This window comes from Streptomyces sp. GbtcB6 (assembly GCF_019091475.1).
Lineage (GTDB): Bacteria > Actinomycetota > Actinomycetes > Streptomycetales > Streptomycetaceae > Streptomyces > Streptomyces hyaluromycini.
Genome location: NZ_JAGXJL010000005.1, coordinates 101,084 through 115,126 on the forward strand (window position 1 = coordinate 101,084; position 14,043 = coordinate 115,126).

At 71.0% G+C, this 14,043-nt stretch carries 13 protein-coding genes; 8 read left to right on the forward strand and 5 right to left on the reverse strand.

The window, feature by feature from the left end:
• Positions 1-104 precede the first annotated feature (104 nt).
• Positions 105-455: a DUF2516 family protein gene (locus KVT45_RS10825; RefSeq protein ID WP_217546364.1), complete on the forward strand. Its 351-nt coding sequence runs from the start codon at positions 105-107 to the stop codon at positions 453-455.
• A gap of 134 nt (positions 456-589) precedes the next feature.
• Here the strand turns inward: KVT45_RS10825 and KVT45_RS10830 are convergent, their stop codons facing one another.
• From KVT45_RS10830 to KVT45_RS10840, 3 genes are all read right to left on the reverse strand, one after another.
• Positions 590-1,900: a PP2C family protein-serine/threonine phosphatase gene (locus KVT45_RS10830; RefSeq protein WP_217546366.1), complete on the reverse strand. Its 1,311-nt coding sequence runs from the start codon at positions 1,898-1,900 to the stop codon at positions 590-592.
• A gap of 290 nt (positions 1,901-2,190) precedes the next feature.
• Positions 2,191-3,303, reverse strand: coding sequence for a C40 family peptidase (locus tag KVT45_RS10835; protein WP_217546368.1), 1,113 nt, complete (start codon positions 3,301-3,303; stop codon positions 2,191-2,193).
• A 197-nt stretch (positions 3,304-3,500) separates the two neighbouring features.
• Complete coding sequence (locus KVT45_RS10840) at positions 3,501-4,268, reverse strand: class I SAM-dependent methyltransferase (protein WP_217546370.1); 768 nt, start codon at positions 4,266-4,268, stop codon at positions 3,501-3,503.
• A 356-nt stretch (positions 4,269-4,624) separates the two neighbouring features.
• Between KVT45_RS10840 and mshA the strand changes: the two genes are divergently transcribed.
• The 4 genes from mshA to KVT45_RS10860 all read left to right on the forward strand — a co-directional run bounded on the left by mshA (position 4,625) and on the right by KVT45_RS10860 (position 9,164).
• Positions 4,625-5,962, forward strand: a complete 1,338-nt coding sequence (gene mshA / locus KVT45_RS10845) for a D-inositol-3-phosphate glycosyltransferase (RefSeq protein WP_217546372.1) — start codon at positions 4,625-4,627, stop codon at positions 5,960-5,962.
• Positions 5,955-6,464 carry a YbjN domain-containing protein gene (locus KVT45_RS10850; protein ID WP_217546374.1) on the forward strand — a complete coding sequence of 170 codons (510 nt, stop codon included), beginning with the start codon at positions 5,955-5,957 and terminating at the stop codon, positions 6,462-6,464. The genes mshA and KVT45_RS10850 overlap by 8 nt, the downstream gene beginning before the upstream one ends.
• A 132-nt stretch (positions 6,465-6,596) precedes the next feature.
• Positions 6,597-8,249, forward strand: coding sequence for a glycoside hydrolase family 55 protein (locus KVT45_RS10855; protein ID WP_254646590.1), 1,653 nt, complete (start codon positions 6,597-6,599; stop codon positions 8,247-8,249).
• Between the two features lie 108 nt (positions 8,250-8,357).
• Positions 8,358-9,164 (forward strand): hypothetical protein, encoded by an 807-nt coding sequence (locus KVT45_RS10860; RefSeq protein ID WP_217546377.1) that lies wholly within the window; start codon positions 8,358-8,360, stop codon positions 9,162-9,164.
• Here KVT45_RS10860 and KVT45_RS10865 read toward each other — a convergent pair.
• Positions 9,157-10,002 (reverse strand): AraC family transcriptional regulator, encoded by an 846-nt coding sequence (locus KVT45_RS10865; RefSeq protein ID WP_254646591.1) that lies wholly within the window; start codon positions 10,000-10,002, stop codon positions 9,157-9,159. The two genes, KVT45_RS10860 and KVT45_RS10865, sit on opposite strands and share 8 nt — an antisense overlap.
• Between KVT45_RS10865 and KVT45_RS10870 the strand changes: the two genes are divergently transcribed.
• Together KVT45_RS10870 and KVT45_RS10875 are read left to right on the forward strand one after the other, a co-directional pair.
• Positions 10,001-10,465: a DUF2000 domain-containing protein gene (locus tag KVT45_RS10870; RefSeq protein WP_217546381.1), complete on the forward strand. Its 465-nt coding sequence runs from the start codon at positions 10,001-10,003 to the stop codon at positions 10,463-10,465. The two genes, KVT45_RS10865 and KVT45_RS10870, sit on opposite strands and share 2 nt — an antisense overlap.
• A gap of 104 nt (positions 10,466-10,569) precedes the next feature.
• Positions 10,570-11,754 carry a hypothetical protein gene (locus KVT45_RS10875; RefSeq protein ID WP_217546383.1) on the forward strand — a complete coding sequence of 395 codons (1,185 nt, stop codon included), beginning with the start codon at positions 10,570-10,572 and terminating at the stop codon, positions 11,752-11,754.
• Between the two features lie 59 nt (positions 11,755-11,813).
• Here KVT45_RS10875 and KVT45_RS10880 read toward each other — a convergent pair whose 3' ends face one another.
• Complete coding sequence (locus KVT45_RS10880; RefSeq protein WP_217546385.1) at positions 11,814-13,076, reverse strand: MFS transporter; 1,263 nt, start codon at positions 13,074-13,076, stop codon at positions 11,814-11,816.
• 165 nt (positions 13,077-13,241) lie between these two features.
• Here KVT45_RS10880 and KVT45_RS10885 point away from each other — a divergent pair, with 165 nt between their 5' ends.
• Complete coding sequence (locus tag KVT45_RS10885; RefSeq protein ID WP_217546386.1) at positions 13,242-14,003, forward strand: phosphoglyceromutase; 762 nt, start codon at positions 13,242-13,244, stop codon at positions 14,001-14,003.
• Positions 14,004-14,043: the final 40 nt, after the last annotated feature.

The following is a 14,043-nucleotide window of genomic DNA, read 5'->3' on the forward strand; positions in this document are numbered from 1 at the left end:
GTGCGCGTCAGCAGAACGTACGGACCGGGCACCTTGAGGGTGCCCGGTCCGTTCTACGGGTACGGTGGCCGAGTAGGGATCGGGAGAGAGCGGGCGGTGGCAGCATGCTGATGTTGGGGTTCGCAGGGTTCCTGGGACTGTTGAAGATCGTCCTGATGGTCCTGGCCGCGTTCGGGCTGGTCGACGCCGTGTTCCGGCGTGAGGACGCCTTCCGCGCGGCCGACAAGCAGAACAAGATGTTCTGGCTGATCATCCTGGCCATCGCCCTGGTCGTCAGTTACCTCTTCTCGATCCTCTCCATCCTCCCGATCGCGGGCCTGGTGGCGAGCATCGTCTACCTCGTCGACGTCCGGCCCGCGGTCAAGCAGGTGTCGGGCGGTGGCGGCGGCTGGCGAGGCCGCCGCGGCGGAAGCAGCAGCGACGGCCCGTACGGCCCGTACAACGGCGGCCGCTGACCTCAGTGATTTTGCCGTCGACTTTCAGGACGCGCCCGCAACAACGCGCCCCGTAAGGGGCGCGGGGAACTGCGCGACAAGCCACGACGCACCCGCATCCGGCTGGCGACAGGTCCCCCACGGCGAGCAGCCGATCAGACTCCCCGATCCAGCAGCACCACGGCCACGTCATCCGTCAGCTCGCCCCCATTGAGCTGCCGCACCTCATTCACCGCCGCCCGCAACAACGCCTCCCCGGTCAGGCCGGAGGCCAGCTGCCGCCGGACCATCTCGACCATCCCGTCCTGCCCCAGCCGCTCCCCGCCCGAGCCCACCCGGCCCTCGATCAGGCCGTCGGTGTAGAGCATCAGGCTCCACTCGGCGCCCAGCTTCACCTGCATCCGCGGCCAGCGGGCCCCCTTCAGCAGCCCCAGCGCCGGGCCGTTGTTCTCGTACGGCAGCAGTTCGGCAGGCCGCCCGGGCCTGGCCACCAGCGGCGCCGGATGACCGGCCAGGCACAGCCCGGCCCGGCGCCCGTCCGGCGCTATGTCGACGGTGCAGAGCGTCGCGAAGATCTCCTCGTCGGAGCGCTCGTGCTCCAGCACCTCCTGCAGCGTGCCCAGCAGCTCGTCGCCGCTCAGCCCCGCCAGGGTCAGCGCCCGCCAGGCGATCCGCAGCTCCACGCCGAGCGCGGCCTCGTCCGGGCCGTGCCCGCAGACGTCACCGATCATCGCGTGCACGGTCCCGTCGGGCGTGCGCACGGTGTCGTAGAAGTCACCGCCGAGCAGCGCACGGGAGCGGCCGGGGCGGTAGCGGGCGGCGAACCGCAGCGAGGAACCCTCCAGCAGGGGTGTGGGCAGCAGGCCCCGCTCAAGACGGCGGTTCTCCTGCGCGCGCAGCCGCCCCTCCGCGAGCTTGCGCTCGGTCGTGAGGGAACGTTTGCGCTCGACGGCGTACCGGATGGCACGGCTCAGCAGCCGTCCGTCCAGTTCGTCCCGGAAGAGGTAGTCCTGCGCGCCGACGCGCACGGCCTCGGTGCCGCGCTCGGTGTCACCGGAGGCGGTGAGCGCGAGCACGGCGTGCCGGGGCGCGAGCTCCAGGACGTGCTTGAGCACGGCCAGCTCGCCCTCCGCGTCCTTGCCGCCCGGCGCCGGCAGCGCCAGGTCCAGCAGGATGCAGTTGACGTCGTCGGTCAGCAGCCGCTCGGCCTCGGTGAGGTTGCGCGCGGTGCGGACGCGGATCGAGGTGCCGGACGCGTCGCGCAATTCGGGCAGGACCGGCGAACCGGCCGGATCGTCCTCGATCAGCAGCAGGGTGAGAGTGGTGCCGCCGGTGTTCTGGGCGACGGCTTCCGTGCGGTTGGCCTCTTCCTTGAGGGGGCCGCCGTCCTGTGCGGGCGCTGCGGCCGGCGCCTGACCACTCTCCACGGCCGGGATCGCTCTCTGCCGCGGTACGGGTACGGGCATCGTGTTGGGTTCCTTCCCTCCCCCCGAGGGCATGGCGGGGCGAGGGACCTCGACCCACCCGAGGGGGGACCATAGCGGTACTGGCCACCGCAACGGAATGGTGTGAGCCGCGTCGCTCTGTCTCAGGCCTCTGTCATATGCCGCGTGCCCTACCGCAGTTGGGCAAGAGAGTCGCCCGGCGGGAATGACGAAGGTCACGTGCCGCCCGGGTTTGAGAGGGCGTTGGCGTGCACTGGGTCACATGGCGCAACTCACGAAAGGGACATCACGCTCAAACTCGACTGCAACGCTCAGGCGTCCGGTCGTACCACCCCGAGGATCGGCATCGAGCCCGCGCCGCCGATCGACACCGTCCGCCCCGGACGCGGGGCCTGGATGATCGCGCCGTCCCCGATGTACATCGCGACATGGCTGGCGTCGTCGTAGTAGATGATCAGGTCGCCGGGGCGCATGTCCTTGGCGTCGATGTGCTTGAGCTGCTTCCACTGCTCCTCGGAGGTGCGCGGGATCGGCTGCCCGGCGCTCGCCCAGGCCTGCGAGGTCAGCCCGGAGCAGTCGTAGGAGTCCGGGCCCTCGGCGCCCCACACGTACGGCTTGCCGAGCTGGGCGGTGGCGAACGCGACCGCCTTCTTGCCCGCGGCCGACGCCTTGGTGTGGATCTCGTCGAGTATCCCGGTGTCCAGCCAGGCGGTCTGCGCCTTGTAGGCGGCCTCCCGCTCCAGCTCGGCGAGACGCTCCTTCTGCTTCTTCTCCAGCGTCGACTCGAGCTTCTCCGCGGCGGCGATCCGCTGCTTGATCTTCTTCTTCGCGGCGGCCTTCGCCTTGCGGCCGGCCTCCAGCCTGTTCCACTGGGAGGCCGCGTCCGCCGCGTACTGCTTCAAGTCCTGCTGGGTCTGGGTCAGTTCCCTGATCAGGGCCTTGGTGGCCCGCTGGCCCTGGAGCACCCGCCCGGCCCCGTCCAGGAACTCGGAGGGGCTGTCGCTCAGTATCAGCTGGGCGGTGTCCGGCAGTCCGCCGGTGCGGTACTGGGCGGCGGCCGCCCGGCCCGCCCGCTCCTTCAACTCGTCGAGCTTCTGCTGCCCCTTGACGATCTTCTTGGCCAGGTCGACGATCTCGGCGGACTGCTTCTGGGCCGCCTCCTCGGCGGCGTTGTACGCGTCGGTGGCGACGGCCGCGTCGTGGTAGAGGTCGTCCAGCTTCTCGCGTACGGCCTCAAGGTCCTTGTCCGGCGGGAGGGTCGCGGAAGCGCCGGCCGAGGCCGAGGCGGTGGGGGAGGGTGTCGGGCTGGGTGCCGCGAACGCCGTGCCGGGTGCCGCCAGCACCGTCACCGCGCAGACCACGGTCACCGCCGTCGCCAGGATCCCGCGCCCACTCGGCCGGACGGTGTGCTTGTCCGGTCCCATGACCCGACCCCCCAAAACTGATTAACCGTCAGTAACTTACGGTACGTGGAGGATCGTGCCACGTAGTGCCGCAAAGCGACAGAGGTGCGACAGGGGTGACGACAGGCGGTTTCCTCCCCGGTTTCCCCCCGAGCATGACGATCTTCCCGCCTTTGTGACGAACGACTCATCGAGATCGTTCCCGGCCGGCCGCCCCGTCAGTCCGAGGGCGCCAACGCCTCCCACGCCACCGTCACTTCGCCCTGCCGCCAGCGCACCGCCGAGTCCGTCACCGGCCAGTCGGCCGTCAGATCCCGGACCGCCCGGATCCAGCGCTGCCGGGCCCCGTACGACGCGTAGGGCGCGGCCGCCGCCCATGCGCGGTCGAAGTCCCGCAGGAACGCGTGTACCGGTTCGCCCGGCACATTGCGGTGGATCAGCGCCTTCGGCAGTCGTTCGGCGAGGTCCGAAGGGCGTTCCAGGGAGCCGAGCCGGGTCGCGAAGGTCACCGTCCGGGGCCCCTCCGGGCCGAGTGCGACCCACACGTGCCGCCGCCCGATCTCGTCACAGGTCCCCTCCACCAGCAGCCCGCCGGGCGCGAGCCGCCCGCACAGCCGCTGCCACACGTCGGCGACCTCGCCCTCGTCGTACTGCCGCAGCACGTTGGCCGCGCGGATGAGCAACGGCCGCGCGGAGACGGGAATCTCGAACCCGCCGTGCCGGAAGGCGAGCCCCTCGCGCTCGTACGGCCTGGCGGCGGCGACCCGCGCGGGCTCGATCTCGACCCCGACGACACGCGCGCCCGGAGCGACGGTACGGAGCCGGCCGAGCAGTTCGACGGCGGTCCAGGGGGCGGCGCCGTAACCGAGGTCGACGGCGACGGGGTCGACGGCGCGACGCAGGGCGCCGCCGTGCACGGCGGCGATCCACCGGTCCATACGGCGCAGCCGATTGGGATTGGTGGTCCCGCGCGTCACCGTTCCCACGATGGGGGTCCCCCCGCTCGAGCGAAGCCGAGAGTGGGGGAGGGAAGCGGCGCGGGCATTCATGCCTAAGAGGGTAAACAGTGAACGCCCCGAGGTGAGGCGCCCCGTAAGGGGCGCGGGGCTGTATCGACATGCGGCTACCGCCGCGTGAGCGCGACCAGCCCCCACCCACCCGCACCCGGCCCACAACCGAACCGCCCCTACGCACCGACCCCTCGAACGGTTGAGCGACCGCAGGCAATGTGTCGGCAAAATCGCCCTCCCCCGGAATGGGAATCCTCCCCTCCGCGTTGCAGTCCCCTGGAGGGCCCTCGACGTCCTCCCACCGGCATGCCCGCACAAAGGAGGACCGCCACGTGAGCCAGTACATCAGCAGGCTCGGGCGCCACTCCCCGTCGGCCGCCACCCGGCTTCGCCGGGCCCGTCGCCCCCGCCGCGTCGCGATGCTCTCCGTGCACACCTCACCGCTCCACCAGCCCGGCACCGGCGACGCCGGCGGCATGAACGTCTACATCGTGGAGCTCGCGCAGCGCCTCGCCGCGATCAACATCGAGGTCGAGATCTTCACCCGGGCCACCTCCGGCGGCCTCCCGCACACCGTGGAGCTCGCCCCCGGCGTCCTCGTCCGGCACGTCGACGCCGGCCCCTACGAGGGCCTCGCCAAGGAGGACCTCCCCGCCCAGCTGTGCGCCTTCACGCACGGTGTGATGCAGGCCTGGGCCGGCCACCGCCCCGGCTACTACGACCTCGTCCACTCGCACTACTGGCTCTCCGGCCACGTCGGCTGGCTCGCCGCGCAGCGCTGGGGCGTCCCCCTGGTGCACGCCATGCACACCATGGCCAAGGTCAAGAACGCCAACCTGGCCGACGGCGACACCCCCGAACCCGCCGCCCGGGTCATCGGCGAGACCCAGATCGTGGCCGCCGCCGACCGCCTCATCGCGAACACCTCCGAAGAGGCCGACGAACTCGTACGCCACTACAGCGCCGACCCCGCCAAGGTCGCCGTCGTCCACCCCGGCGTGAACCTCGACCGGTTCCGCCCCGCCGACGGCCGCGCCGCCGCCCGCGCCCGCCTCGGCCTCCCCCAGGACGCCCTGATCCCGCTGTTCGCGGGCCGCATCCAGCCCCTCAAGGCCCCCGACGTGCTGCTCCGCGCCGTGGCCGTCCTCCTCGACGAGCGCCCCGAACTCCGCTCCCGGATCGTCGTGCCGATCGTCGGCGGCCCCAGCGGCAGCGGTCTCGCCAAGCCGGAGGGCCTGCAGAAGCTGGCCGCGCGGCTCGGTGTCGCGGACGTCGTCCGGTTCCGCCCGCCGGTCGGCCAGGAGCAGCTCGCGGACTGGTTCCGGGCGGCCTCCGTCCTGGTCATGCCCTCCTACAGCGAGTCCTTCGGCCTGGTGGCGATAGAGGCCCAGGCGGCCGGCACCCCCGTCCTCGCCGCCTCGGTCGGCGGCCTCCCGGTGGCCGTACGGGACGGCGAGACCGGCTTCCTGGTGTGCGGTCACGATCCGGCCGACTACGCGCGCGTGCTGAGCCGTTTCGCCGACGACGCGTCTTTGGCGGACCGTTTCGGCAGCGCCGCCGCCCGGCACGCCCAGTGCTTCGGCTGGGACACGGCGGCCGCCGCCACCGCCGACGTCTACCTGGCCGCGACCCAGTCGCACCGCCGTCGCGTACGCTCGGCCCATGGGTGATGCTTCACAGGAACGGCAGGCCGCGCAGGTCATCGAGGGTGTCCTGAAGGACGCCGAACTGGAGTGGGAGAGCCCCGAGTCCGGCACCTACGTCGTACAGCTCCCCGGCACCCGCAAGCTGAAGACGACCGTCTCCCTCCTCGTCGGCCGCCACTCCCTCTCCCTGAACGCCTTCGTCATCCGGCACCCGGACGAGAACGAACCGGCCGTCCACCGCTGGCTCCTTGAGCGCAACCTCAAGCTGTACGGGGTGAGTTACGCCGTCGACCGCCTCGGCGACATCTACCTCACCGGGCGGCTCTCGCTCGCCTCCGTCACCGCGGACGAGGTCGACCGCCTCCTGGGCCAGGTCCTGGAGGCCGCGGACGGCGCCTTCAACACCCTCCTGGAGCTCGGCTTCGCCGCCGCGATCCGCAAGGAGTACGCGTGGCGGGTGTCCCGGGGCGAGTCGACGCGGAATCTGGACGCGTTCACCCATCTGATCGAACGTCCCGCTGACTGACGTACGGGTCCGTACCTGAATAACCCCTGCACGACTCTTTCGGGGCGCAGGGACGCCATGGCATGCTCGCGGCCGACGCAGATATGAACGTCGTTCACAACCATGAAAGCCGCCATGGGAAGGACGTACGGAATGAGCACCACGCACCACGACCACGGCATGACCAGACGGAGCCTCCTCGCCGGTGCCACCGCGGTGGCCGCGACCGCCGTGGCCGGTGGCACGGCCCGCGCATCGGACGCCGAAGTCCCCTCCCTCTGGCGGGAGTTCACCCGCACCCCCTTCACCCACCCGCAGATCCCGTACATCGGCCGGGCCGGGGCCGCCCGTATCCGCCGGCTCCCCGTGGTGGCCGACGTCCGCGCGTACGGCGCCGTGGCCGACGGCGTCACCGACTGCGCCCCCGCGATCAACCGTGCCATCGCCGCTGCCGGAAGGGCCGGCGGTGGCACGGTCACCATCCCGCCCGGCACCTTCCGCATCGACGGCCTGATCCTCCTCGGCCACGACAACGTGGTGCTGCGCGGCGCCGGCAGCGGTCGTACCACGCTGTACGCGACGAAGAACCTCACCGAGCTGATCGGCCCGTACGGTTCCCGCTACGGCGGCACGAAGTCGGCGTGGTCCTGGGCGGGCGGGCTCATCTGGCTGGCGCCGAAGTCCCGTTGGGACTCCCTGGTCGCGGCGATCAAGGCGCAGGCCTGGCCCTTCGAGGGCTGGACGGGCAACAAACGGGACGAGTGGGAGCAGCTGACGCCCGTCGAACCGGCCCGGCAGGGCGACCGGACGGTGACCGTCACCGACCCCTCCCGCCTGCGCCCCGGCCGCCTGGTCCTGCTCCGGGTCGCCGACGACACCGCCCACACCCTCCTCCAGCACATGTCCGGCGGCGGTCCGGGCCCGGCGTCGTACTACTGGGAGGACAAGACCAAGCTGCTGTCGTACGTCCCCTACGAGTGGCCCGTCCGCGTCACGGCGGTGCGCGGCCGCAGGGTGACGCTGGAGCGGCCTCTCCCGGTCGACCTGCGCCCCGAGTGGAACCCCCTGCTCACCACCCACGTCCGTGAACTGACCGGATCCGGCGTCGAGGGCCTCACCCTCGACGTCATGGAGACCCCGCAGTCCCCGCACCTCCTCGACAAGGGCTACAACGGGGTCGTCCTGCAGTGCGCGTACGACTGCTGGGTGGACGACGTGACCGTCCGCAACGTCGACAACGGCTTCGGCCTGGTCGCCGCCTCCGCCTGCACCCTGCGCCGCACCCGGGTCGGCGGCCGGGGCGAGCACCACCCCTACTTCTGCCGCGAGGGCTCGCACGACAACCTGATCGAGGACTTCACGGTCGAACAGCGCACGGTCCCGGCCCCCGCCGACACCCAGCTCCACGGCATCAACGTCGAAGGCCTGTCCTCCTACAACGTCTGGTCGCGCGGCGAGATGCAGATGGGCACCTTCGACTCGCACCGCGGGCTGCCCTTCGCCAACGTCCGCACCGACATCACCGTGGACAACAACGGCCGGCACGGCGGCGACGCCAACGCCGGGCCGCTGTTCGGCGCCCGCTTCACCCACTGGAACGTTCGAGTGACCAACGGCCGCGCGGGCCTGATGAGACTGGACGGACTCGCCCCGTACTCCGCCACGGTCGGCCTCAACACGGTCACCGAGTTCGACCAGATCGACGTACCGGACTTCACCGGCGACCTGAACTCCCGCCTGGAGCTGTACGGCACCTGGGACGCGGTACGGCCGCGGAACCTGTACGAGGCCCAGCGGAGGCTCTAGGCGTCATCGAGGGGCCTCGAACTGTCGCCCGTCCAACTGCTGTTAGCCTGCCGTAGCCCGGGGTCTTACCCGGCATTTACCTTCTCTCTCGTCAGCGAAGAGGTGTGCATGCGCGCAGGCAGATCTTCCGGTTCGGCGGTGGTGCTCGCGGGGGCGCTGGCTCTGGGGGCCTTCGCGGCACCGTCCGCGGCGGCGGCCGACACCGGGATCACGGTGACCGACATGGTCGTGAACAAGGGCAAGCCCATCGTGGTGGGCACCTCCGCGACGGTGAAGCCAGGCTTCACCTTCCGCATGACCTGGCCGTCCGGCGTCAAGCTCTCCGACGCGCAGGTGCTCCCGTTCCTCTACCACGACACCACGGCCGCCAAGGGCGACGCGGACGGCGGCATCTACATCAGCTCCGTCGGCTGCGGCGACAACGGCTCCCAGCCCGCCGACTGCGGCGGCGAGTTCTACATCGAGCCGCGTTACACGCTGGACTCCAACAACGACGCGACGACCTGGAAGATCGCGGCCGGCGCGAAGATCTGGGGCTCGGACGACAAGCTCAAGAGCCAGGAGATCCTGACCGGCCTCGGCACCGTGCAGGTCCTGCGCGCGGCCAAGGTCACCGCCAACGCCACCCCGGAGCCCGTCACCAAGGGCAGGACACTCACCGTGAAGGGCGCGATCACGCGCGCGGACTGGGTCAAGCACAAGTACGTCGGCTTCGGCGGCAAGTCGGCCAGGCTGCAGTTCCGCAAGAAGGGCAGCGGCACGTACACGACGCTGAAGACCGTGAAGGCCGACTCGGCCGGCGCTTTGAGGACCACGGTCAAGGCGGCCGCCGACGGCTACTACCGGTGGACCTTCGGCGCCACGTCCACCACGGGCGGCGCGACCTCCGCCGGCGACTACGTCGACGTCAGCTGAGGGACCGCGCCCTGGCCCTGGCGCTGTCGCTGTCGCGATAGCGCCCCGGGGTCACCCCCACCAGCTTCCTGAAGTGCCGGGTGAGATGGGCCTGGTCGTAGAAGCCGGTGGCGGTGGCCGTCTCGCCGGGCGGGACGCCGTCGAGCAGCAGCCGGCGGGCCCGGCCGACCCGGCGGGACATCAGGTACTGGTGCGGGGCGATGCCGTACGCGCCGCTGAACGCCCGTACGAGGTGGGCCGGGTGGGCGTGCAGCAGGCGCGCGGCCTCCTCCAGGGCGAGTCCGTCGGCGACGCGCTCGTCCAGGAGTTCGCGCAGGGAACGGGCGAGGGCCGGGCCGGGAGGCCTCTCGGTCACGAGCCGGGGGCGGAGCAGGCCCCGCAGCCGCTCGCCGATGAGGGTGAGCCGGCTCTCGGCCTCCAGTTCGTCGCCGGGGCGGGCGAGGGCGGAGTGCAGCTGCCCGACCCGCCGCCGCAGCAGCGGATCCCGCAGGTCGGGCCCGTCGACGGCGGCGCCGATGAGGTCCTCCCCGAGGAGGGTCCCGTCCAGGTACACCACGCGCTTGCGGAAGCCGTCCGCGGTGGCCGGGGAGCCGTTGTGCGGGACATGCGGCGGCAGCAGGGACACGGTGTCGCCCGGGGTGCCGTGCTCGTGCCGTTCGAGGTCGTACCGCACGGCACCGTCGTCCACGATGAGCAGCGTCCAGGCGTCATGGACGTGCATCGGATAGGCGTACTCGGTGAAGTGCGCGTGGAAGACCTCGGTGACGCCCGGGACGCGGGGGCGCCAGGCGGTGACTTCCTGGGCGACTCCCTGGGTGACGTGCTGCCGGGCGGCCATGCAAAGAACGTACAAGACCCGGATGAACGACGCCCGGCAGTCTCGGGGCATGAGCACTTTCGACACGAAGATCGCCGTGCTGCTGCGGGAGGACCTGGAGCCCTGGCAGCGCCTCAACGTCACCGCGTTCCTGGTCAGCGGCCTGGGCGCGACGCTCCCCGAGGTGGTCGGGGAGCCGTACGAGGACGCCGACGGGGTGGCGTACCTGCCGATGTTCCGGCAGCCGGTGCTGGTCTTCGAGGGCACGAAGGAGACCCTGAAGGCGGCGCACGAGCGGGCGCTGAGCCGAGCCCTGCCCCGGGCCGTCTTCACCGCCGACCTGTTCTCGACCGGCAACGACCGCGACAACCGCGCGGCGGTACGGGCGGTGCCGACGGCGGAGCTGGATCTGGTGGGGCTGGCGGTCTACGGGCCGCGGAACGGGGTGGACAAGGTGCTGAAGGGGGCGCGGATGCATCCGTGAGACCCCGGGGTCGACTGGGCCGACCGAAGGAATCGTGTGGCGCGACCGGGTGATCGGATCATTTAATCTGATCAACTTCTTCTCGGATGTCGCATCTCAGAGTCATGCGATACATCCGATTCTCCAGTGTGGCCGCGGTAGCGGCGGCGATCGTCACGTGCGTGACGGGCGGACCGGCGGCCGCCGGCGACAACGACCCGTCGACGCCGGTCCCCTGCTACACGGCAGCGCTGACGAACGCCATCAGCAGCGCCTCGTCGGGGGACACCCTGTCCCTCGCCCGCAACTGCACCTACCACCTGACCACCCCCTTCAGCACCGGTGAAGGTCTGCCGACCATCTCCCAGCCCCTCACGATCAAGGGCAACGGTGCGACGATCGTCCGCGACGGGAACGCGACCCCCGAGTTCCGGATCTTCCATGTCCTCGCCGGCGGCAACCTGCGCCTGCAGGACCTCACCGTCCGCGGCGGCAACGCCACCATCGCCACCGGTACCGGCAACGGCGGGGGCATCCTCGTCGACAGCAACGGCAAGCTCACGCTGGTGAAAGTCGACGTGATCGACAACACCGCCTCTCTCAACGGCGGCGGTGTGGCGCTGTCCACGAACGCCACGGCGAACATCCGACGCAGCTGGGTGGCGTTCAACAACGCGCTCAACGGCGCTGGGCTGCACAGCCAGGGGACGTTGACCGTGGACAACTCCGAGATCGGCCGCAACCACGCCCAGGCCCTCGGTGGCGGACTCCTCCAGAACGGCAGCATCGCCTTCATCCACGCGAGCATCATCAGCCGCAACACCGCGAACCTCAGCGGTGGCGGTGTCCTCAACACCGGCGGCGCGTCGACGACGATCAGCGAAAGCAAGATCGCGAACAACACGACCTCCGGTGTCGCGGGCGGTGGGATCGTGAACGCGGGGGCGACGCTGACGCTGGAGAAGTCGGAAGTCAGCGGCAACGTCGTCGGAGGCCCGGGGGGCGACGGCGGCGGCATCCACAACTCCAACGTGGGTACGGTGACCGGCACGCTCTACATCAAGGGCAGCAGGATCATCCGCAACAGCGCGAACGGCCCGAACGCCGGCACGAACCTGTCCCAGGCCGGCGGCATCTTCAACAACTCCGGGTCGGTCACGCTCGACCACAGCTCCGTCCGCAACAACGCCTCCACGTCGGCACCTGGAGGCCTCCGCACGAACGTCCCGATCACGCTCACGGACTCCACCATCACCCACAACATCCCGACGAACTGCGTCCCGTTCCCGATCACGGGCTGCACGGACTGACCCGTCCCGGCAGCCGGGCCCCCGCCCTCGGTCTTCGAGGGCGGGGGCCCGCGCCGTGCTCAGGCCGCCCGCACCCCGGCCCCGGCGTCCGCACTCGCCGGAGCGGCGGCCGCAGGGCGTTCCTCCGGCAGTCGCCGCATCAGCAGCCCGTACCCGAGGGCCGCCGCCGTCCCCACCACCGCGCACACCCCCCACAGCCACCGCGCCCCGAACCGGTCGATGACGATCCCGGACATCAGCGGCGCGACGAGTGCGGCGGCGGACCAGGACAGCGTGTACATCCCCTGGTACCTGCCCCTCCCGTGCACCGGCGAGAGCCGCACCACCAGCCCCGTCTGGGTCGGCGCGTTGACGATCTCGGCGAGCGTCCACACGCACACGGTGAGCGCGAACACCCCGACCGACCCGGCGAAGGCGGTGAGCCCGAACCCGTACCCCGCGAGGAGGGACGACACGACGAGCAGGGACCGCGGATCCCGGTGCTGGATGACCCGGGTCACCGGGATCTGGAGCACCACGATGAGCAGCCCGTTCACGGCGATGGCCATCCCGTAGTCGGCGGGCGAGAACCCGGCCTCGCCCATCGCCACCGGCAGCCCGACGGACCCCTGCTGGAAGATCAGGGCGACGAGGAACGACAGCCCGACGACGCCCATGTACCGCCCGTCGCGCACCACGGTCAGAAGGCTGACCTCGCCGTCCTCGGCGACCTCCGCCGCGGCGCGCTCGGGCCGCGACTCGGGCAGCCGGAGGAAGACGAGGACAGCACAGACGGCGGTCATCCCCGCCTCGATCAGGAACCCGGCGCGGTAGCTGACCTCGGCGATGAACCCGGCCCCCATGGACGACACGGCGAAGCCGAGATTGATGGCCCAGTAGTTCAGCGAGAACGCCCGTACCCGGTCCTCGGGCCGCACGATGTCGGCCATCATGGCCTGCACGGCCGGCCGGGAGGCGTTGGAGGCCACGCCGACGAGGAAGGCGACGGCCGCGATGGCCACCGGATCCCGGACGAACCCGAGCAGCGCGACGGCCCCGGCGGTGGAGCCCTGGGCGACGAGCAGGGTCGGCCGCCGCCCCAGCCGGTCGGCCATCACCCCGCCCGCCAGCGAGGACACGACCCCGCCCAGCCCGTGCAGGGAGGCGACGAGCCCGGCGTACGAGGCGCTGTACCCGCGGTCGAGGGTCAGGTAGAGCGCCATGTACGTGGCTACGAACGCCCCCAGCCGGTTGACGAGGGTGCTGGTCCACAGCCACCAGAACTCCCGGGGCAGACCGGAGACGGTCTCCCGGACGGCGCGTCGCAGGGCGACGGACGGCATGGTTCCCCCAAGGCAAGACGTAAGAGGCGCACGGACTCTGCGGAACTTACTTCTGGGGTGCTCGCCTGAGCCACTCAATTAACAAATGCAGTCAACTGTCCGCCCTCTGGGACGCCCCACGGGCGCCCGCACCCCGCCCCGAATACGTGGATTACGCTCTGACCCATGGCCGACGCACCGTACAAGCTGATCCTCCTCCGTCACGGCGAGAGCGAGTGGAACGCGAAGAACCTGTTCACCGGCTGGGTGGACGTCAACCTCAACGAGAAGGGCGAGAAGGAGGCAGTCCGCGGCGGTGAGCTCCTGAAGGACGCCGACCTCCTGCCCGACGTGGTCCACACGTCCCTCCAGAAGCGGGCGATCCGCACCGCGCAGCTGGCCCTCGAAGCGGCCGACCGCCACTGGATCCCGGTCCACCGCAGCTGGCGCCTGAACGAGCGCCACTACGGTGCCCTCCAGGGCAAGGACAAGGCGGCGACGCTGGCCGAGTTCGGCGAGGAGCAGTTCATGCTCTGGCGCCGCTCGTACGACACCCCGCCCCCGCCGCTCGCCGACGACTCCGAGTTCTCCCAGTCCTCGGACCCCCGCTACGCCTCCATCCCCCCGGAGCTGCGCCCCCGCACGGAGTGCCTCAAGGACGTCGTCGTCCGCATGCTCCCGTACTGGTACGACGGCATCGTCCCCGACCTCCTGGCCGGCCGCACGGTCCTGGTCGCGGCTCACGGCAACTCCCTCCGCGCCCTCGTCAAGCACCTGGACGGCATCTCGGACGCCGACATCGCCGGCCTGAACATCCCGACGGGCATCCCCCTCGCCTACGAACTCGACGCCGACTTCAAGCCGCTGACCCCGGGCGGCCAGTACCTCGACCCGGACGCGGCAGCCGCGGCCATCGAGGCGGTCAAGAACCAGGGCAAGAAGAAGTAACGCACACCGATCAAGGCCCCTACCTGGACTTTCCTCCCGG